This window comes from Paenibacillus thermotolerans (assembly GCF_028745515.1).
GTDB classification, from domain to species: Bacteria; Bacillota; Bacilli; order Paenibacillales; family YIM-B00363; genus Paenibacillus_AE; species Paenibacillus_AE thermotolerans.
Map to the genome: position 1 here is coordinate 1 of NZ_JAQZSG010000055.1, position 19,421 is coordinate 19,421.

The 19,421-nt window shown below is 49.7% G+C and carries 17 protein-coding genes, 1 pseudogene, 1 riboswitch and 1 other annotated feature; of the genes and pseudogenes, 15 read left to right on the forward strand and 3 right to left on the reverse strand.

The genetic code is table 11. The annotated features are described in order from the left end of the window. Nucleotides 1–41: 41 nt before the first annotated feature. Nucleotides 42–500, forward strand: a pseudogene (locus tag PT964_RS24815) (FMN-binding negative transcriptional regulator); the annotation flags it as partial. A gap of 19 nt (nucleotides 501–519) precedes the next feature. After that, nucleotides 520–1,158: a LysE family translocator gene (locus PT964_RS24820; RefSeq protein ID WP_274366059.1), complete on the forward strand. Its 639-nt coding sequence runs from the start codon at nucleotides 520–522 to the stop codon at nucleotides 1,156–1,158. On the opposite strand, the gene brnQ is transcribed toward PT964_RS24820, so the two are convergent. Beyond that, nucleotides 1,117–2,466, reverse strand: a complete 1,350-nt coding sequence (gene brnQ / locus PT964_RS24825) for a branched-chain amino acid transport system II carrier protein (protein WP_274366060.1) — start codon at nucleotides 2,464–2,466, stop codon at nucleotides 1,117–1,119. The two genes, PT964_RS24820 and brnQ, sit on opposite strands and share 42 nt — an antisense overlap. 132 nt (nucleotides 2,467–2,598) lie before the next feature. Next, nucleotides 2,599–2,853: a binding site (T-box leader), on the forward strand. Nucleotides 2,854–2,925: 72 nt separating this feature from the next. Between brnQ and PT964_RS24830 the strand changes: the two genes are divergently transcribed. From PT964_RS24830 to PT964_RS24875, 10 genes are all read left to right on the forward strand, one after another. Then, complete coding sequence (locus PT964_RS24830) at nucleotides 2,926–4,641, forward strand: glutamine--tRNA ligase/YqeY domain fusion protein (RefSeq protein WP_274366061.1); 1,716 nt, start codon at nucleotides 2,926–2,928, stop codon at nucleotides 4,639–4,641. A gap of 30 nt (nucleotides 4,642–4,671) precedes the next feature. After that, nucleotides 4,672–4,775, forward strand: a riboswitch (purine riboswitch). A gap of 167 nt (nucleotides 4,776–4,942) precedes the next feature. After that, nucleotides 4,943–5,563, forward strand: a complete 621-nt coding sequence (locus PT964_RS24835; protein ID WP_274366062.1) for a xanthine phosphoribosyltransferase — start codon at nucleotides 4,943–4,945, stop codon at nucleotides 5,561–5,563. Further along, nucleotides 5,553–6,842 carry a nucleobase:cation symporter-2 family protein gene (locus PT964_RS24840; RefSeq protein WP_274366063.1) on the forward strand — a complete coding sequence of 430 codons (1,290 nt, stop codon included), beginning with the start codon at nucleotides 5,553–5,555 and terminating at the stop codon, nucleotides 6,840–6,842. The genes PT964_RS24835 and PT964_RS24840 overlap by 11 nt, the downstream gene beginning before the upstream one ends. Nucleotides 6,843–6,973: 131 nt before the next feature. After that, on the forward strand, nucleotides 6,974–8,227 hold the full coding sequence (locus PT964_RS24845; protein WP_274366064.1) for a sensor histidine kinase: 1,254 nt from the start codon (nucleotides 6,974–6,976) through the stop codon (nucleotides 8,225–8,227). Next, complete coding sequence (locus tag PT964_RS24850; RefSeq protein ID WP_274366065.1) at nucleotides 8,224–8,922, forward strand: response regulator; 699 nt, start codon at nucleotides 8,224–8,226, stop codon at nucleotides 8,920–8,922. The genes PT964_RS24845 and PT964_RS24850 overlap by 4 nt, the downstream gene beginning before the upstream one ends. A gap of 137 nt (nucleotides 8,923–9,059) precedes the next feature. Then, a complete protein-coding gene (locus PT964_RS24855) occupies nucleotides 9,060–9,989 on the forward strand; it encodes an ABC transporter ATP-binding protein (protein ID WP_274366066.1) in 930 nt (309 codons plus the stop codon). A gap of 13 nt (nucleotides 9,990–10,002) precedes the next feature. Then, the gene (locus tag PT964_RS24860) at nucleotides 10,003–11,208 is read left to right on the forward strand and encodes an ABC transporter permease (protein WP_274366067.1); all 1,206 of its coding nucleotides are present in this window, start codon (nucleotides 10,003–10,005) and stop codon (nucleotides 11,206–11,208) included. Between the two features lie 12 nt (nucleotides 11,209–11,220). Beyond that, nucleotides 11,221–12,381 carry an ABC transporter permease gene (locus PT964_RS24865; protein ID WP_274366068.1) on the forward strand — a complete coding sequence of 387 codons (1,161 nt, stop codon included), beginning with the start codon at nucleotides 11,221–11,223 and terminating at the stop codon, nucleotides 12,379–12,381. 89 nt (nucleotides 12,382–12,470) lie between these two features. Continuing rightward, complete coding sequence (locus PT964_RS24870; RefSeq protein ID WP_274366069.1) at nucleotides 12,471–12,929, forward strand: DUF1259 domain-containing protein; 459 nt, start codon at nucleotides 12,471–12,473, stop codon at nucleotides 12,927–12,929. A gap of 161 nt (nucleotides 12,930–13,090) precedes the next feature. Next, the gene (locus tag PT964_RS24875) at nucleotides 13,091–13,501 is read left to right on the forward strand and encodes a cytochrome-c oxidase (protein WP_274366070.1); all 411 of its coding nucleotides are present in this window, start codon (nucleotides 13,091–13,093) and stop codon (nucleotides 13,499–13,501) included. Nucleotides 13,502–13,556: 55 nt separating this feature from the next. Here the strand turns inward: PT964_RS24875 and PT964_RS24880 are convergent, their stop codons facing one another. Next, nucleotides 13,557–14,474: an aldo/keto reductase gene (locus PT964_RS24880; RefSeq protein WP_274366071.1), complete on the reverse strand. Its 918-nt coding sequence runs from the start codon at nucleotides 14,472–14,474 to the stop codon at nucleotides 13,557–13,559. A 28-nt stretch (nucleotides 14,475–14,502) separates the two neighbouring features. Then, complete coding sequence (locus PT964_RS24885) at nucleotides 14,503–15,573, reverse strand: branched-chain amino acid aminotransferase (RefSeq protein WP_274366072.1); 1,071 nt, start codon at nucleotides 15,571–15,573, stop codon at nucleotides 14,503–14,505. 223 nt (nucleotides 15,574–15,796) lie between these two features. On the opposite strand from PT964_RS24885, the gene PT964_RS24890 reads away from it, so the two are divergent. From PT964_RS24890 to PT964_RS24900, 3 genes are all read left to right on the forward strand, one after another. Beyond that, nucleotides 15,797–16,252 carry a CBS domain-containing protein gene (locus PT964_RS24890; protein WP_274366073.1) on the forward strand — a complete coding sequence of 152 codons (456 nt, stop codon included), beginning with the start codon at nucleotides 15,797–15,799 and terminating at the stop codon, nucleotides 16,250–16,252. 248 nt (nucleotides 16,253–16,500) lie between these two features. Continuing rightward, the gene (locus PT964_RS24895; protein ID WP_274366074.1) at nucleotides 16,501–18,714 is read left to right on the forward strand and encodes a sensor histidine kinase; all 2,214 of its coding nucleotides are present in this window, start codon (nucleotides 16,501–16,503) and stop codon (nucleotides 18,712–18,714) included. Then, nucleotides 18,695–19,342 carry a response regulator transcription factor gene (locus PT964_RS24900; protein ID WP_274366075.1) on the forward strand — a complete coding sequence of 216 codons (648 nt, stop codon included), beginning with the start codon at nucleotides 18,695–18,697 and terminating at the stop codon, nucleotides 19,340–19,342. Before PT964_RS24895 ends, PT964_RS24900 begins: the two co-directional genes overlap by 20 nt. Nucleotides 19,343–19,421 lie beyond the last annotated feature (79 nt).

Sequence of the window (19,421 nt, forward strand, 5' to 3'; positions counted from 1 at the left end):
GAAGTACGAAATTTTCTGTGTCCACTCTATTGACCTAATATCATTTTGCCCGTTCGAACCCGCAGTGGAACGATATTCGAAAGCAGACGGTCTTAACTGTTTTCCAGGGTCCCCATTGTTATATTTCTCCCTCTTGGTATGAGACCAATAAAGCAGTGCCGACGTGGAATTATGTGATCGTTCATGTTTACGGAGAAGTGGAGCTGATCGAGGACGAGCACGAGTTAATGAGTTACTTGAATGATATGGTATTGAAGTATGAAGCTCCTGACAGTTCGTATAGATTACAAGATGTAGATGCTGAATTTCTCGCCGGTATGAACAAAGGCGTTCAAGGATTCAAAATAAAAATCGATCGAATGGAAGGGAAAGCAAAGGTAAGTCAAAACCATTCCGTACACAGACAAGAGCTCGTTATAAAACAGTTGGAACGGATCCCGTTTCCGAACGAGCAGCAAATCGCTTCCTTGATGAAAGAGAACCTTAAAAATAAAGCGTAATAACGAGGAGCTGCATGTTATGGAGTTTTCAACGATTTGGCTATTTATAATTGCTGCCGCTACATTGTTAATCATGCCTGGACCGGCTGTGTTCTATATTATGGCAAGAAGTATAGATCAAGGGAAGAAAGCAGGCCTGGTATCGGTTGTTGGCGTAGTTCTTGGCGGTTCGGTTCACGTGATAGCCGGAGCCGTTGGAGTTTCCGCGATCCTTATGACATCGGCAACAGCCTTTCATATCGTGAAATACTTGGGCGCCGCTTATCTTATTTATCTGGGGTGCAAGACTTTATTTTCTGCATCGGATAGAACGGCTTCGGAAATTCCAAAAGCACCACGTAAGAAATTAGTAAAAACTTTTTACCAATCCGTGCTTGTAGAAGTAATGAATCCTAAGACAGCGCTGTTTTTTTTAGCGTTCTTCCCGCAATTCATATCGCCTTCCGCCGGATCCGTCACACTCCAATTTTTACTTTTAGGAACGATATATATCATCTTAGCTTTTATTAATGACGGTCTGTATGCAGTTCTTGCAGCAAGCATTAGAAAGCGGCTTCTTGGCAGTAAAGCGAGTTCGAAGTTGCAGAATCGGATAGCCGGTTATTTTTATATTGTTCTAGGGGTATTCTCCGCCTTTGCGAGCCCCTCCAAAACGTAAGCTTCGCCCCGGCACCAGAAGTCCGATCAGCACTCCTAAGCCGGCCGGAAGCAGCCAGCCTAATCCGATTTTATACAACGGTATGTTCTCACTAAACAATCGGTCGAGCCGCTCCATCCCGAGGGATGTCCCTGCCAGGCTGTCGACCGAACTGACGAGAAAAGTCATCAGCAGGCTGAACCCGTAAACGGAACGCTTGCCTTTAAACAGATCATGCATGAATGTAAGGAAAATAAGCACGATGGCCAGAGGGTATAAGATCGTCAGAACGGGAACTGAAAAGCGGATTAATTGATTCAGACCGATATTGGCCAGCAAAGCGCTGATAATACTCAAGACGATGCAAGCACTTTGATACGACAAGCCTGGAATAAGCTTGTGAAAATAGCTGCTGCAGGAGACGGTCAGGCCGATGCTTGTAGTCAGACAGGCAAGCAGCACAATGATGCCGAGCACGATTCCACCGAAGGTGCCGAAATAATGGCTGGCTGCCAAATTCAACACCTCGCCGCCGTTGGCTAGAAGCCCGAAGGCGGCAACGCTGCTAGCTCCGATGTAGTTAAGGGATGTGTATATAACGGCGAGTATTGCCGCTGCAATGAAGGCCGCCTGAAAGCAGACGGACAGCAAGCTTGTGCGCTCGCTGATCCCTTTCGCTCGAATCGCGTTAATGACGATGATGCCGAATACGAGCGCCGCCAGTGCATCCATAGTCAAATACCCCTCTTGAAACCCGTTAAAGAAGGCTTGGGAGGCATAACCGGCTACCGGTTCTTGCGGTTCTCCTAGTGGTGACGCGATGGCCGCTATGGCCAGCAACGCAATGCAGGCGATCAATACAGGTGTCAGTATTTTTCCTACGATATCGACAATTTTTGTCGGGTTAATGGAGAAGAGCAGGGTTACCCCGAAAAACAATACGGTAAATACCGCCAATGCTAATGGACCATGCTCCGTTTCGATAAAGGGCTTGATGCCGATTTCGTACGAAACGGTGCCGGTTCTCGGCATAGCAAACAACGGCCCGATCGTTAAGTAAAGTAAAGTCGTATAGCAGACGGCGAACCAAGGATGCACGCGGCCGGTCAATTCGAGCAAATGTTTCGAACCGGAAAATCCGAGAGCCAACGTTCCAAGCAAGGGCAAACCCACACCCGTGATCAGGAAGCCTACATTGGCTTGCCAATATTGATCGCCTGCGTTTTGGCCTAATAGTGCCGGGAAAACAAGATTGCCCGCTCCGAAAAACAAGGCGAACAGCATAAGTCCGATGGTCAAAGTTTCGCTGAAAGAAATCTTGGGATTCATAGAGGGTCTCCTTAAAAAGTACGTTCATTTTTCCCCTATTGGAAGAAATTCATGCTCATAACAGTAACACACATTTGAGCGCGAATCACCGTTTACAAAAAAGGGAATGCTTTGATAACATATTTGCAATATATAAACGCGATGAAGAGAAGAGTAAGGGAATAGGTTCTTGCACAGAGAGCTCCGGCAGCTGAGAAGGAGCGAAGAGCCGTTCCCCGAACCAAGCCTCCGAGCAGCGCGCCGGAACCTTCAGCGGGGGATGGCGTGACGGGAGCTCCCGTTATAGAGCTAGAGTATAAGCATTGACCGCAATGCCGTACTTGAAGAGGTTAATATGGCGACATATTAATGAAGCCGGGGTGGCACCACGAAAATTTCGTCCCCAAGACAAGAGCGTCTTGGAGGTGAAATTTTTTTTTTATCGGATTGCCCTTTACAGTTCATTAAGGAGGAGTCGGCATGGTTAACGAAAAGGAATATCAAGATGAAAATTTTATGTACAGACTGATTGGAGATGAAATCGAGCAAAGCCCTATAAGCAGGAAAATGTGCACGCGATTTCCGCCCGAACCGAACGGTTATCTTCATATCGGCAGCGCTTATGCGATACACACGAATTATTCGGTGGCTCGGCAGTTTAACGGGACGTTCCATTTGCGCTTTGACGATACGAACCCTTTGAAGGAGGATATCGAGTACGTTCACGCGATCATTGAGGATATGAAGTGGCTTGGTTACGATCCGGGGAATCATATTTATTTCGGTTCGGACTACTCGGATCAAATTTATAACGCCGCCATTACATTGATACGGCGCGGAAAAGCGTACGTCTGCGATTTAACGGCGGAACAGGTAACGGAGTATCGGGGGACCTTAACAAGGCCGGGCACGAACAGCCCTTATCGAAACCGAACCGTCGAGGAAAATTTGGAGCTCTTTGCAAACATGAAAAGTGGCGACTTTCCGGCCGGCTCCAAAGTTCTACGCGCTAAAATCGATATGAGCTCGCCCAATATCAATTTGCGCGATCCTGTGATTTACCGAATCATTCATGCGGAGCATTACAGGACGGGAACCGATTGGTGCATCTATCCGATGTACGACTTTGCCCATCCGATTCAAGACGCGATCGAGGGCGTTACGTATTCCTTGTGCTCCATCGAATTCAAAGACCATCGCCCTTTGTACGAATGGGTCTTACATGAGCTTGATATAGCGGATCCCCCGAGGCAGCGGGAATTCGGCCGGCTGAACTTGACCGGTGTCGTGACGAGCAAACGGTTTTTAAGGTCGCTGGTACAAGAGGGGATCGTGGACGGCTGGGACGATCCGAGGCTTCCGACCATTCGGGGCTTAAGAAGAAGAGGGTTCACCCCGGAAAGCATACGCAGCTTCATCGAAGCGATTGGCGGCATTCGGACGGAAAGTACGGTCGATATTTCGCTCCTGGATCATTGCCTCAGGCAAGACCTGAAACAAAAGACGGTAACCGTCATGGCTGTATTGCAGCCTTTAAAGGTCGTCATCACCAATTACCCTGAGCATGCCGTGGAGCTGCTAACGATTGAAAACAACAGCGAAAACGAAACGCTGGGGAAGAGAGAGGTTCCTTTTTCCAGGACGATTTATATCGAACGGGACGATTTTATGGAGCATCCGTCCAAGGGCTTCCACCGGCTCAGTCCGAATGCCGAGGTGAGGCTGAAGGGGGCTTATTTTATCAGGTGCGAAGAAGTGGTCAAGGACCCGGAGACCGGTGAAGTTACGGAGCTTCGGTGCACGTACGATCCGGCTACAAAGAGCGGCACCGGATTTACCGGCCGAAAGGTGAAGGGGACAATCCACTGGGTGTCCGGGGATCATGCGGTAAAGGCCGATGTTAATCTTTATGAGAAGTTGCTGACGGATCAACATATTCCCAAAGGGGACAGCGAGGATTGGGCCGCTAAAGTAAACCCGGACTCGTTGATTACCATAAAGGCCGCTTTAATAGAACCTTCCATCAAGCATGCTCGCCCGGATCAAAAATTCCAATTTTTCCGTCATGGCTATTTCTGCGCAGACAGGAAGATTAGCTCCGATCATCGGCTTGTATTCAACCGTATCGTGCCGTTGAAGGATACTTGGAACAACGGCCGGTCAGGGAACGATATCCAAGCCGGATCACCCTCTTGAAATGATAGGACGCGGCGTGTACTATATACAAATATAACTTCATATGAAACTCGTATAATTTTGGGGATATGGCCCATAAGTTTCTACCGGATGACCAATGCAATCGTCCGACTATGAGTGAAAGCGCATCTAGGGTTCCGTTTCTTTTTTTTGTTGTGGAAAGAAAGGCTGGTCCAAGCGATGCGGACACATCCGTGTGTTACACCATTAGGGATAAAAACCCGGAAGGACAGGTTTCACTTGAGGAATCGGCTCAAGGAACCTGTCTTTTTTTCATTTCAAAAAGGAGCGGCGAACGACAATGAAATTGCTTCAGGAGCGCATACGTCAAGAAGGATTAATTTTGTCCGATCGGGTGTTGAAGGTGGATTCTTTTTTAAATCATCAGGTGGATACGCAGCTGGCGCTGGAGATCGGCAAAGAGTTTGCCGGAATTTACTGCGATCCGTCGATCACGAAAGTGCTTACCGTTGAAGCCAGCGGCATTCAGTTCGCGATGGCGACGGCGATCGAGCTCGGTGTTCCTTTTATTTATGCAAAGAAGAAGAAAGCCGTCACCCTCACCGAGAGTTTGTATTCGGCGCCGGTTCATTCGTTCACCCGCCAAGAAACGTACCAAGTCAGCATCTCCCAAAAATATTTAGGTCCTGGCGACAAAGTGTTGATTATCGACGATTTTCTGGCTACGGGCGCGGCGCTCGCAGGGTTGGTCGATATCGTGAGACAAGCGCAAGCGGAGCTGATCGGGGTCGGCTGCGTGATTGAGAAAAGCTTTCAAGAAGGTCGCAGCTTGCTGGAAAGTATGGGTGTTCCTGTTTGCTCCTTAGCCCGGATTGCTTCGATGTCGCCGGGCGAAATTCACTTTGTAGAAGACGATATGTTATGCCAAGAAGAGCGGGGGAGAACGGTTCATGTTAAGTAAACAAAAAGTGGTCACGTTAGGCTTCCAGCATGTGCTGGCAATGTACGCCGGAGCGGTCGTCGTGCCGTTAATCGTCGGAGGAGCGCTGCAATTGACCGCTGCTCAAATGGCTTATTTGATCGCGGCGGACTTATTTACGTGCGGAATCGCGACAATCCTGCAAGTGATGGGGACGAAGTATTTCGGCAGCAGATTGCCGGTTATATTGGGGTGTACTTTTACGGCCGTCGGGCCGATTATTGCCATCGCCTCCGCTTCTAATTTGGCGACGGCATACGGGGCGATTATCATTTCCGGTTTGTTCGTGGTCATAGCTGCGCCGCTTTACGGGAAATTGCTGAAATTTTTTCCGACGATCGTCACCGGTTCGGTCGTGACGATCATCGGATTATCCTTGATTCCGGTTGCGATGAACAACGCAGCCGGCGGACAGGGAAGCGCGGATTTCGGCCAGCCGCGCAATTTGCTGCTCGCGCTTCTGACGCTTCTCGTGATTTTGCTTATCAACCGTTTCGCTACCGGGTTTTTACGTTCCGTTTCCGTACTGATCGGACTGGCGGTCGGAACCGTTGCGGCCTATGCCATGGGAATCGTTCATTTCTCGTCCGTTGCGGAAGCGTCATTGGTTAACATCCCGCAGCCTTTTTATTTTGGCACTCCGCAATTCGCTATAACGGCAGTAATCACGATGATTATCGTTAATATCGTCAGTATGGTAGAGTCCACCGGCGTTTATTTAGCCGTGGGCAAAGCGACGGAACAACAAGTCGAGAAGAAGCAAATTGTCAACGGCTTGCGTTCCGAAGGCCTTGCGATCATGCTTGGGGGAATTTTTAATGCGTTCCCTTATACCGCCTTTTCACAAAATGTCGGCTTGATCTCGATTACCCGAGTGAAAACCCGCGACGTCATCTTTGCCGCGGGAGGCATCATGGTTGTTCTGGGCTTGCTGCCGAAGCTGGCCGCCTTAACGACCGTCATTCCCAACGCGGTGCTTGGGGGCGCGATGATTGTCATGTTTGGATCGGTTGCGGCCTCTGGGATATCGATTTTGTCGGAGGTTGATCTGCGCAAGGGGAATAACCTGATGATCGCCGCTTGCAGTATCGCTGTCGGTCTGGGATCGGCCGCCCTTCCGCAAATATTCGACCAGTTTCCGGACTTTGCCAAAATGCTGTTGCAGAACGGTATCGTCTCCGGCTCTTTGACTGCGATTATCTTGAACTTGTTCTTATCCAAGCAAGATGCGGCAACGGCAGGGGCTGCGGTGAAAGCTTGATCGGTTATTGTTGCAATACCTGAATATAGACTGTGCCGGAAAGAGCGTACGTATTATTATGTACGCTCTTTCGCTGTTCGATTAAAATATGGAGATAGTAATCTACATTTGAGCAAAAGGGTGGGACGCGAATGAGATTGTGGGATATCAAGCAAGAGCATCAGCAAAAGCTTCCGATCGCCTTTTATTTCATGCGGGAATTGCGGTTAATCATGTTGCTTCTTATCGGGGGAAGCTACCTATTCACGAATGAAGCCGTTACATACTGGAAAATGGTTTTCGTAATAGCCGCAATGCTCATTTACGCACTTACACACTTTCTTCATTTTAGCGAACGAACGATGAAGTATCACCTTGTATGGACAAGTATCGATTTTCTATTAACGATCGTTTTCGGAATTGTGTTTCCGACCCAGACGCTTTATCAAATTAATTTCGGGATTGTCGGAATTACGCTGCTGATCTTCACCAATCATCGCAGAACGGTCCAAATCGCCAGCTTCTTGTTTGCAATCGCCTGGATCTGCCTCTGGACTCTCGACTATTCATATACAGGTCATTTTCGTCTTATGGATATGTTGATCAACCTCGGCTTTGTGCTAAATTCCAGTTTTGTTGGAATCATGGTAAGCTATTTATTTAAAGCTAGAGCGAAAATCGCAGAGCAATATGAAAAATTGGATCATTCTCATTCCGAGCTTCAACAAGCGCACGATCAGCTTAGTATGTATGCAAAGCAAGTGGAGGAGCTGACCGCTGCGAGCGAACGGAATAAAATCGCCCGCGAAATCCATGATACCGTCGGGCATACGATGACCGCCTTGATCGTCCAGCTCCAAGCCGCACGCATGCTGCAGCAGCACGATATCAAACAAGCGGAAGATACGTTGAGCCGCTGTGAAGAGCTGGCCAGGTCCGCGTTACAGGAAGTGCGATTGTCGGTCCGTGCACTTCGTGACGAAGGCGGGAACTATCTCACGTTCGTAGATACATTGAGGAAGCTGATGAAAGAGTTTTCCGACATGACCGGCATGCAAACATCTCTGCAGGTGGAAGGGGATTTCACGCGGATTTCGACGTCGTTACAGCCGACGATTTTTCGCCTGATTCAAGAATCGCTGACTAATGCCAAACGTCATGGCAATGCGTCGGAAGCCGTCGTGACGCTGCATGCGAGCGAAAGTCAGATTGAAATCGCGATAATGGATAACGGCCAAGGTGCGGCGGAAGTGGTGCCCGGATTCGGTCTCATGAATATGCGGGAACGCGTGCAGGAACATAGCGGATCCATCCAATTCGAAAGTGCGAAGGGTAACGGGTTTCGTGTGCAAATTACATTTCCTACACAAACGAAAACTTGGACATACGGAGGTGCCGTTTCATGATTCGGATCATTATTACAGACGACCAGCAGCTGATGCGGGACGGATTGAAAACTATCCTGAGCTTAACGAAAGAAATAGAGGTAGTAGGCACGGCATCGGACGGCGCTGAGGCTCTGGATATAGCAAAGCGCGAAAAACCGGATCTCGTATTGATGGATATTCGTATGCCGGGAGTGGACGGAGTAACCGGGACACGCCTCATTCGGGAACAACTGCCGGAAACGAAGGTGCTGATCTTGACCACCTTTAATGACAGCGATTTGATTTTCGATGCGTTAAACGAAGGGGCAAGCGGATATCTTCTAAAAGATATGCCGGCTGAAACGATCGTGCAAGCGATTATGACCGTTCAAGCGGGCGGCGTCGTATTGCCTCCCGATTTGACGGCGCAAGTGATTGCCGAATTGAAACGTTCGCGAATTGCCGAAGCGCATGGCGGGGGCGGGTCATCCAATAGCGGAAATACAATTCCGTCTCCGATTCCTATGCCGGAGGAATTAACGGATCGTGAAATGGAGGTTCTCAAGCAGCTCGGATATGGGCTGAGCAATCGTGAAATCGGAGAATTGCTGTATATTTCGGAAGGCACGGTAAAAAATCACGTATCCAATCTCATTACCAAGCTCGGGTTACGCGACCGAACCCAAGCGGCCATATTCGCCGTCCGGCACGGCATCACCACCTACGATACATGACTTTCAGCATAGTTGCATCCGAAGCGATCCGAAAGGGTCGCTTTTTTGCATGGTCAAAATCTCTCTTGCGATAGATGGAAGCGGCGGTCAAAGCAGGTAGACTGAACTCAACAGAACAAATAAACGAGGTGCTTACATTGTTACAAGTAGTTGATTTGAAAAAAAGCTTTGGAAATCGTGAAGTTGTGCGCGGTGTCACATTTACCGTAAACAAAGGGGAAGCGTTCGGATTATTGGGTCCGAACGGGGCCGGAAAATCGACGACCATCTCGATGATTTGCGGTTTGATTGAGAGCAGCGGCGGAGATATAACCGTAGGCGGCGTGTCGATTCGCAACAACCCGATGGAAGTGAAACGTAAAATCGGAGTTGTCCCGCAAGAGATCGCACTGTATCCTACGATCTCCGCAAGAGAGAACTTGTACTTCTGGGGCCGGATGTACGGTCTCAGCAGAGGGGAAGCAAAGAAACGTGCGGAAGAAGTATTAGAAATCGTAGGCTTAAAAGATCGAGCGAAAGAAAAAATCGAAAATTATTCCGGGGGCATGAAACGCCGCATTAATATCGGAGCAGCCCTCATGCATAAGCCGGAATTGCTCATTATGGATGAGCCTACCGTCGGAATCGATCCGCAATCCAGAAATCACATACTGGAAACCGTGAAAAAGCTCAACCAAGAAGGCATGACCGTGATTTATACGAGCCACTACATGGAGGAAGTCGAGTACTTATGCGAGCGCATTGCAATCGTTGATCAAGGCGAAGTCATTGCATCCGGTACGAAAACGGAGCTTTGCAATCGATTGGTAGGAGCAACCTCCATTCAAATGAAAGTCAATAATCCCAGTCAAGCAATGATCGATCAACTTGGAACGATTCCGAAGGTGCGAGGCGTGAAAGCAGACGGCGAACAGATTACGATCTATGCCGCGGATGCGCGCCAAACGTTGGGCGATGCGGTAGCGCTCGTAATCCAATCCGGATTGCAAGTATTATCCGTCGATGTGCAGGAGCCGAACCTGGAATCCGTGTTTCTGCAATTAACCGGTCGCACGCTAAGAGACTAAGGAGGAGTCAATCATGAAAGTATGGATTATTGCATGGAAAGATATAAAGATACGATTGAAGGACCGCAAAGGAGTCGCACTCTTTTTATTGCTGCCGATTCTGCTTACAGCGATTTTAGGCACGGCGCTGAAAGGAGTGCTCGACGATGACACGAATTCCATGCCGAAGATGACGATTGCGGTATACAATGCCGATTCGGGAGAACTGGGCGCTCGCCTGATTGAAGATGTGCTTCAGAATGAAAGATTAGTTTCGCATATTACGATCCATTCTTTGACAAGCAAGGAAGAAGTGGAATCGCAAATGATAGACGGTAAAGATGATGTCGGATTGATCATCCCTCAAGATTTTAGCCGTAAAGTTCAGGCGGCGGAGTCCGCTCGACTGGAGGTATTGCAAGATCAAGGAAAACCGATGATTTCTCAAATGGTCCGCTCGATTGTAACGTCATATGCAGATCGTGCGGGAACCGCAGCTTTAGCTGCCAAGGAAGTCATGACTCAGTTGAGCCAATCGATGCAAACACCAGTCACGGCTTCCACGGCGGAAGAAGTGCTTGCTCAAATAGCCGATCAAGCGCTTGGTGAACATACGTTCGTCGCAGATCAGCCGATCGGAAAAAAGGCAGTTTCCAGCATGCAGTACTATGCCGCCGCCATGCTGGCCATGTTCCTGCTATATAATGCAACCGTCGGAGCCAAGATGATCGTCAATGAACGATCGATTGAGACGTTGGCGCGGTTAATGAACACGCCGACAAGCAAAACGAGCATCATCCTTGGGAAATATGTCGGAACACTTTCTTTCTCCATTATTCAGCTGTTGATCTTTATGGGTGTCACGTATGCCGTATTTGGAGTCGACTGGGGAGACAATGTGCTGCAAAGCATTGTGATCGGATTGATGTATGCCGTTGCAGTATCCGGTTTATCGATGATGATCGCGGCCATGATCGCAAACGAGCAAACGATCGAAACGATCTCGGGGCTTGGCGTACAGATTCTCGCTGCACTCGGCGGTTCCATGGTACCGATCGCGGTTTTCCCGGATTTCATGCGAAAAATCGCGCATATCACACCGAATACTTGGGCGTTAAACGGCTTTATCGACATTATGAGCGGTACTACTTGGCAAGCTTTGCTGCTGCCGATGATCGTACTGCTAACAATAGGAACCGGATCGTTGCTCATTGGAACGTTGCGTTTACGTTATCGATAGGAGGAAAATACCATGGGACGTATTTGGTCCATTAGTATATTTGAAATCGCACGTGTGTATCAAAAGCCTTCATCTTATGTACTTATGTTCGTAATGCCGCTTCTCTTCACATTATTATTTGCCGGGGTAGGCGGCACTACAGACGCGGATAAGTTCAAAATCGCCTTGGTCGATCATGATCGAACGGCCGTCTCTCAGGAGCTCGCGGAGAAAATCAGCCAAGGCGAATTGTTGGAAATCAAATTAGTCGAACAAAGCGAGGCAGAAAAACAACTGCGCAGCAAAAGCATCTCGGGAGCGATCACGATTCCATCGGGATTTGCCGAGCAGCTTATCAACGGCGAGAAATCGGAAGTCACTTTCCGCCATGGGCCGGATGTAAGTGCGGCGGGTTCCATTCGTCAGATAATCGACGATGCAATGGTACAAATATCGATGAAAGTAAAAGCCGCCCAGTTGGTGAATCCAACCGGCAATGAATCGGAATGGATGACGAGCTATCAACATATGTCTGCCGCATTAGCGGCAAATGTCATCACGGTCGACGCTAAGAATATTTCTAAGGGCAATTCGTTGAACCGGTCCAACAATCAATCCGAAAGATTGGTAGGATTTATCATTTTGTTCCTAATGATCACATTGACCATCGTCACGGGAAAAATGTTAGAAGCTAGAAAAATCGGCGTATGGTACAGGCTGCTCTCTACTCCATCATCGCGATTTAACATCATGGGCGGCTATATGCTTTCCTTTTTCTTAATCGGATGGTTGCAGTTCGCCATATTAATGGCAGCTTCTCACTTTATTTTCGGAACCGTATGGGGCAATCTATTGGCTCAGTTCTGCTTAGTGTCTTCGCTGTTGTTGTGTGCAATCGGACTTGGATTAATGGTAGCGGGTTTCGTTAAAACGGCTGAGCAGCAAATGCTGTTCGGAATCATCATTATTTCCCCGACGTGTATGCTCGGCGGCGTCTATTGGCCGATCGAGCTGGTGCCTGAATTCATGCAAAAAATCGCTCTTTTCGTACCTCAGTATTGGGCGATGGAAGGCTTTAAAACGGTAATGTCGCATGGCGGAACGCTGCTTGATGTACTTGGATCCGTCGGGATTTTACTCGGATTTGCAGCGATTTTTATGGCTGTGGGCATTTCTAGAGTGCGTTATGAGTAATATTCCTGTGAATGGCCGGCGTATAAAATAAACACCGCAACCCATACTACATTCTGAATGAATTTTCTGGAAAAGGGGTAGTGGTTCGTGTGAAAGTCATATTTGCCGGTTTGCTTTGCTTAACGTTCTTGATCAGCCCGCAGTGGGCGGCGGCGGCAGAGGGGACCGATTGCAATACGATCGAGAAAATCTTTCAAGCCGGAGTGAACCGGTCAGACGGCGTGTGCAAAGCGGAAATCGTCAGAAAAAACCTAAACGTGACGCTTATGGGGCTAAAGCTTTCCCCCGAAATGATGGGTCTGACCTTTACCGCCGTCTTTGAGCAAACAGGTAAAAATACGGCGGTCGTAGGGGAGTTCGCTTTATTGGAGGAGGAAGTGAATCCCGTCATTCGGGCATTGCAGGCCGGAGGCTTGAAAGTATCGGCGCTGCACAACCATATGATTGAAGAGACGCCGCGTATTCTATACGTTCATTTTGAAGGAATCGGCAATTTAGGGCAGCTGGCCGTAGCGGTAAAAACCGCGATCGATACGACCCGTAAATAAGCGAAGAGACTTCCGCCGTTTGTGGCGGAAGTCCTTCGGTAAAGAAGAATGGGCCTTACGAAATAATAAATAGGACTTTCGAAATAAATTGTTGCAAATTTGTGAACGCCGTACATATAATTGGAATGTCTTCACATTACTCCATTTGGGAGGTATTTTGTATGGCTGCCCGATTTTTGAAGATTGCGGCTGTTTACTTCAGTGTAGGCGTTTTGCTTGGGATGACGATGGGAATTATTCACGACTTTCGGCTCACTTCGGTTCATGCGCACATTAATCTGTTAGGCTGGGTATCGATGGCTTTATTCGGCCTCATCTATCATTTCTACCCTAGCGCCGCCGAGACGAAACTGGCAAAGACGCACTTCTGGTTACATAATATCGGGGTGCCCGTTATGCAAGGCTCCATTGCACTGCAGCTTACCGTAAGCGAGGCGTTCCTGCCGGTAACGATCGTCAGCTCGCTCGGCGTAGTCGTCGGCGTTCTGTTGTTCACGGTGAACCTGTTTAAGTTCGTCGGAGCGAATACAGCGGCTTCCGCCGGACAATCCAAGAGCAATATGAAAGCGTAAGGGCTGGAAAATAATAAAGACCGGATAGATCGACTCTATCCGGTCTTTCCTTATGTTACGGAAGGACGTTGCCTGCCGCGCGGTAAATTTCGTACCACTCTTCGCGCGTCAGGTAAATGTCGCTGGCCTTGATGCAATCCGTAAGCCGCTCGATATTCATCGTGCCGATGACCGGCTGCATCTTCGCCGGGTGGCGCAGCAGCCAAGCGACGGCGATCGTCGTATTGCTTACGGAATACTTCGCTGCGATTTCATCGATTTTTTTGTTCAGCTCGGGGAATTTCTCGTTTCCGAGGAATACGCCTTCGAAGAACCCGTATTGGAAAGGCGACCAAGGCTGAATCGTAATGTCGTTCAACCTGCAGAAATCAAGCACGCTGCCGTCACGGTTTACCGCGGCGGCATTTTCCATATTCACGTTAATGCCGCTGGAAATCATCGTAGCGTTAGTGATGCTGAGCTGCAGCTGGTTGGCGACGATCGGCTGCTTCACGAACTTCTTCAGCAGCTGGATTTGCATCGGGTTTTGGTTGGAAACGCCGAAGTGACGCACCTTGCCCGAGCTCTCAAGCTGATCGAACGCTTCGGCTACCTCTTCCGGTTCGACCAGGGCATCCGGACGGTGCAGCAGCAGAACGTCCAAATAATCGGTCTTGAGTCTCTTTAAGATACCGTCTACCGAGTTCAAAATATGTTCTTTGGAGAAATCGAACATGCCTTTGCGAATGCCGCACTTGGACTGCAGAACGATCTTTTCGCGAATATCGTCGTTCATATGAATCGCGTCCGAGAAAATTTCCTCGCACGTTCCTCCGCCGTAAATATCCGCATGGTCGAAGAAGTTTGCGCCGAGCTCCAGCGACGTTTGCACGAAGCGCTCCGCTTCGGACTTATTCAACGAATTGATGCGCATACAGCCTACGGCTACAACAGGAACCTCAAGATTGCTGGTGCCGAGCTTAATAGTTTTCATCGTATCGCCTCCCGCTACGAATTTATAATTATTTCACTTCGACCATCCAGCCGAACGGATCCGGAATCGATCCCTTCTGAATGCCGGTCAAAGTATCATAAAGCTTCTGGGAAAGCTCGCCGGTTTGGCCGTTGTTGACGACGAGCTTGTTGCCGTGCCAGTTCAGCTCGCCGATCGGCGAAATGACGGCAGCCGTGCCGGTTCCGAAGGCTTCCTCAAGCGTGCCGTTCTTGTCGGCCTCGTAAAGCTCCTCGATCGAAATCGTTCTTTCCTCGACCGGGACGTTCCACGAGCGCAGCATCTGAATGACGGAATCGCGCGTAATCCCTTCGAGAATGCTTCCGTTCAGCGCCGGAGTATGAACCGTTCCGTTCATTTTGAAGAAGACGTTCATGCTGCCGACCTCTTCGATATATTTCCGGTGTACGCCGTCCAGCCAAAGCACTTGGGAGTATCCGCCTTCCGAAGCAACTTCCTGTGCCTTTAATCCGGCTGCATAGTTGCCGGCCGTCTTGGCTTCGCCGACGCCGCCTTTCACCGCGCGCACGTATTCCGATTCGACGTGAATTTTGACCGGTTTCACGCCTTCCGCGTAATAAGCGCCGACCGGGGACATGATAATCATAAACATATATTGGGTGGAAGGGGCAACTCCAAGCGCAGGCTGAGTCGCAATGACGAAAGGCCGGACGTACAGCGAGGTGCCGGGCTCCGTCGGAATCCAGTCTTGATCGACGGCAATTAATTGCTTCAACGCTTCAAGAGCAAGCTCCTCGTCGATCGGCGGAATGCTTAAACGGTCGTTGGAGCGATTCAGTCTTTTGAAGTTTTTTTGCGGTCTGAAGAGCAGCGTCCGTCCGTCTTCAGTCTTGTAAGCCTTCAATCCCTCGAAGATGGTTTGGCCGTAGTGGAACACTTTGGCCGCCGGGTCGAGCGAGATCGGCTGATAAGGTACAATGCGCGGGCTGTGCCAGCCTTGACCCGCATTGTAGTCGAGAATAAACATATGGTCGGTGTAGTAAATACCGAACCCGAGCTTGTCCTGTGCCGGTTTTTCTTTCTTGGCCTGAGTCAGTTGAATGTCAATTTGTCTCGTCATCCTCGTCGTCGCTCCTTAGCTATTAATAGTATTTAGGGTAAACCTTAAGCGTTGCTTAAGCAAGATAGTAATCGATGGTGCGGGTAAACTTTTTTTCTAAGACTCATCGTAACATAATCGAGCGCGATTTTCGAAAACCGGGCCGCACCTGCCGTGACGTGAACATGGACAAAGCTAGCAGTACAATATAAATATATGACAAAGCCACGGGCGGAGGGACAGCATGCAAGCGCAAGATATTATGATTCGTCAGGTGCATAAGGTGAAGGAAAGCGATACGGTGCGGAGCGTTATCGAGAAATTTATCGAGCATCGAATCGGCGGGCTGCCGGTAGTGAACGAGCGGAACGAAATCGTCGGCTACATCAGCGACGGAGATATTATGCAGTATATCGGGAAGCATGAGGATCGAATCATCGACGCCATATATTTCGTCAACGTCATAAAAGTGGATGACGTGGTGTATGAAGAACGAGTGCGAAGAGTGCTCGATCTCAACGTTATGGCGCTTGCAACCAAGAAGGTGATTAAAGTTTCGTGGGACGAGGACATTGAGAATATTGCGGCGATTTTGGGGAAAAAGCGAATCAAGAAAATTCCCGTGGAGCGCGGCGGCGTACTGATCGGAATCATTAGCCGCGGGGATGTCATTCGCCATTCGTTCAAGTCATTAATATAGAAGTGTAGGCTGCCGGAGGTTCGTCCTTTAGGCGGCCTTTTCTAAAATAACCCATACCCGCCTTATATATCGCCGAGAAACGGCCGACCGTCAGAGGACGGAACAGCCGTTTCTTCTTGTTCCGAGCATAAATTGCGGTATTCCGCATTTTTTTGCGCGATAAGTGCCGGGGGATTCATTATAATGGACAGTAAATAAGGTTTAAGAGACGCCCGCCTCTAAGGGCTGAAAAACGAGGAGAAGCCGATATGGAATTTAAATTGGCGGCCGACAAGGAAGAGATGTTTCGGATTATTGCCGAGAATACGATGGATGCGATTATTGTTGTCGGCAACGATGCGGTTGTGCAGTACGTATCCCCTTCGATTAAGGAAATGATAGGCTTTACCCCAGAGCAATATCTCGGGATGGACGCATTCGAAGTCATCCACCCGGAGGATCGGGAACTCGTCCGGCTGTCTCATACGAATGCAGTGAGAACGAAGCTGCCGGTAGACATCGAGTACAGGGTTAGCCATGCGGAGGGCCATACGCTGTATGCGGAAGCGCGGGTGAAGCCCGTGCTGGATGACGACGGCGCCGTCAAATATGTCGTCGCCGTCGTCAGAGATGTCACGAAGCGGAAACAGGCGGAGCAGCTGCTGGAAGGCATATTGGAAAATGTGAACGCGGCGGTCATGTCTACAGACAAAGATTTTACCCACTTGACGTACGCCTCCGACAGCCTAGCCAGGATGGCTAGAATGCCGAAGCAGGACATTATCAAAAAGCCGATTCTAATGCATACTTACATGCATCCGGATGATGACGCCCATCTGATGTACGATGTAAAGAGCCAGCTGGATCAGGGCATCTCCGTTACTACCAACTTTCGGGTTATGGTTCCGGGAGAAGAGACCCGGTGGGTGAAGCTGACGGTAAGCCCATACCTGAACCAGTACGGCGAGATCGAGCGGGTCGACGGCATTATGATGGACGAAACCGAGAAGAAGCTCGCCGAAATCGCGCTCGAAAAGAGCGAACAGCGGTATAAGTCGCTCTTCGAGAATAACTTGGACGGCGTGTTCTCGATCGATTTGAACGGATATTTCGTCAATGCGAACCGGGCCTTCGAGAGGATTACCGGGATTCAATTCGACAAGCTGCCCGACCGCTGCTTTATGGGGCTCATATTCGATGAGGATCAATTCACGGTCAACGAGGCGCTGTATTACGTCACGCAGCGGAAAGAGCCGCGGGACGTCGAATGCCGGATCGTCCGGCCCGAGCTGGGAGAGCGGATCATGCACATCACGCTCGTCCCGATCTTTCTGTCGGGCGGACTGATCGGCGTGCACGGCATCGTGAAGGATATTACAGAGCGTAAACGTGAGGAACGGGAGCTGATTCAGAGCGAGGAACGGTACAAAGCGCTGCAGCAAAGCTTGAACCGGTTCTCGAACGACCTTGCGAACGTCATGAAGGTATCGGAGCTTGAAAACCGTCTGATCGACGAAGTAAAGACGGTACTGCAGGTGTCGGACGCGTCCATCGAAGAAGTGCCGAGAGGACAGGAGCATACCTTGACGGACGCGAACCAAATTTGGATCAAAATCGGCGAGAAGCAGCAGCCCGTTTATTTGCGGATCGGAATGGACGGGCACCGGCCGTTCATGAAGGTTGAGGAAGAGTGGCTGGAAACGGCCGTGCATTACGTTACGATTTTGTACGATAACCTCCACTTCATTGAGGATTTGATGAAGCGGCTGGAGGACACGATCAGCAACAACGATACGCCGAAATGGATGCTGCGGCTGCTGTTCCAGCTTTCGGAGAAGGAGCGGGCGTCGCTTTCGAGCGATCTGCACGATTCCGTGCTGCAGGATTTGATCATTTGGTACCGCAAGCTGGAGTCGCTGCGCTCGAACGCTGCGGCGTCGATCGATAAAGGCTTGAAGGCGGAGCTGCTGCAGATCGAAGAAGGGATATTGGATGCCATCCATCAGATCCGCATTACGTGCAACGAGCTTCGGCCGCCGTTTTTGCTCAAGATGGGACTTGTCGAGTCGTTAAAAAGCTTATTTTCTTATTCCCGCATGTTTGCCAATTACGAAATCGAATTTTCCGCCGAGCAGCTGGATATTGCGCTGAATGAGGAGCAAATTCTCGGGATGTACCGGATCGTGCAAGAGCTGCTCAACAATGCGTCGAAGCATTCGAAGGCAAGCAAGGTCGCGATGACGCTGGAAGGTACGGACGATCATATCCGGTTTTCTTATTCGGACGACGGGGTGGGGATCGATTTGTCCGCCTTCGAGAACTCGTTTCAGCATATGGGCATTGCGGGAATCGAGAAGAGGGTTCAGAGCCTGGAAGGGGAGATGGCTTTGAAATCCGCTCCGGGGCAAGGGTTTCATGTGAGCATTTATCTCCCGACAAAAACGCAGGTCAAGGGTGAACGCTATGGAAATTTTATTGGTTGACGATCACAGGTCGGTAGTGGAAGGGACGAAGATGCTGATCGAGTCCGAGCCGGACATGAGCGTCACGATCGAGACGGATGTGTATTTAGTAACGGACTTGGTGCGCCTCAAAAAATTCGACGTCGTCCTGTTCGATTTGTATATGCCGAATATGAACGGGGCGGATTTGACGCGCAAGGTGCTCGAATACGTTCCCGACGCCGTCATACTCATTTATTCGGGCTTTGAAATCGCGCCGCACTTCAACCTGCTGATGGAATCCGGCGTCTCCGGCTTTATTGCCAAGACGTCCACGCGCGAGCAGCTGATTCAAGCGATCCGCTGCGCCGCGAGGAAGGAGGCGGTCGTGCCGATGTCGCTTCTGAAGCAATTGAGGCGGCAGGAGATTGTCGTGCAAGGCGGAACGGATCAGGAAATTACGACGATTACAAGCGAAGAGGAGAAGCTGCTGCGCGAGCTGGCGAAGGGGAAGAGCAACAAGGAAATTTCCAAGACGCTCATGATCAGCCAGCGCTCGCTGGAGTACGGCTTGACCGAGCTGTTCCAGAAGCTGCACGCTTCCTCGAGGGTCGAGGTAATCAAGAAGGCGAAGCATTTAGGCATTCTCCCGACGGAGGATTTATATTGAGCGAGATTGAAGTTGAGGGCCGGCTGATGCCGGTCTTTTTTTTCTACGACGGCATGAATAACTAACAGGAATTTCCTGA

What these genes read in the sequence shown, in the direction of transcription:
- PT964_RS24820 (WP_274366059.1), top strand. Translation starts at nt 520, where the DNA reads ATGGAGTTTTCAACGATTTGGCTATTTATAATTGCTGCCGCTACATTG.
- brnQ (WP_274366060.1), bottom strand. Translation starts at nt 2,466, where the DNA reads ATGAATCCCAAGATTTCTTTCAGCGAAACTTTGACCATCGGACTTATG.
- PT964_RS24830 (WP_274366061.1), top strand. Translation starts at nt 2,926, where the DNA reads ATGGTTAACGAAAAGGAATATCAAGATGAAAATTTTATGTACAGACTG.
- PT964_RS24835 (WP_274366062.1), top strand. Translation starts at nt 4,943, where the DNA reads ATGAAATTGCTTCAGGAGCGCATACGTCAAGAAGGATTAATTTTGTCC.
- PT964_RS24840 (WP_274366063.1), top strand. Translation starts at nt 5,553, where the DNA reads ATGTTAAGTAAACAAAAAGTGGTCACGTTAGGCTTCCAGCATGTGCTG.
- PT964_RS24845 (WP_274366064.1), top strand. Translation starts at nt 6,974, where the DNA reads ATGAGATTGTGGGATATCAAGCAAGAGCATCAGCAAAAGCTTCCGATC.
- PT964_RS24850 (WP_274366065.1), top strand. Translation starts at nt 8,224, where the DNA reads ATGATTCGGATCATTATTACAGACGACCAGCAGCTGATGCGGGACGGA.
- PT964_RS24860 (WP_274366067.1), top strand. Translation starts at nt 10,003, where the DNA reads ATGAAAGTATGGATTATTGCATGGAAAGATATAAAGATACGATTGAAG.
- PT964_RS24865 (WP_274366068.1), top strand. Translation starts at nt 11,221, where the DNA reads ATGGGACGTATTTGGTCCATTAGTATATTTGAAATCGCACGTGTGTAT.
- PT964_RS24875 (WP_274366070.1), top strand. Translation starts at nt 13,091, where the DNA reads ATGGCTGCCCGATTTTTGAAGATTGCGGCTGTTTACTTCAGTGTAGGC.
- PT964_RS24880 (WP_274366071.1), bottom strand. Translation starts at nt 14,474, where the DNA reads ATGAAAACTATTAAGCTCGGCACCAGCAATCTTGAGGTTCCTGTTGTA.
- PT964_RS24885 (WP_274366072.1), bottom strand. Translation starts at nt 15,573, where the DNA reads ATGACGAGACAAATTGACATTCAACTGACTCAGGCCAAGAAAGAAAAA.
- PT964_RS24890 (WP_274366073.1), top strand. Translation starts at nt 15,797, where the DNA reads ATGCAAGCGCAAGATATTATGATTCGTCAGGTGCATAAGGTGAAGGAA.
- PT964_RS24895 (WP_274366074.1), top strand. Translation starts at nt 16,501, where the DNA reads ATGGAATTTAAATTGGCGGCCGACAAGGAAGAGATGTTTCGGATTATT.
- PT964_RS24900 (WP_274366075.1), top strand. Translation starts at nt 18,695, where the DNA reads ATGGAAATTTTATTGGTTGACGATCACAGGTCGGTAGTGGAAGGGACG.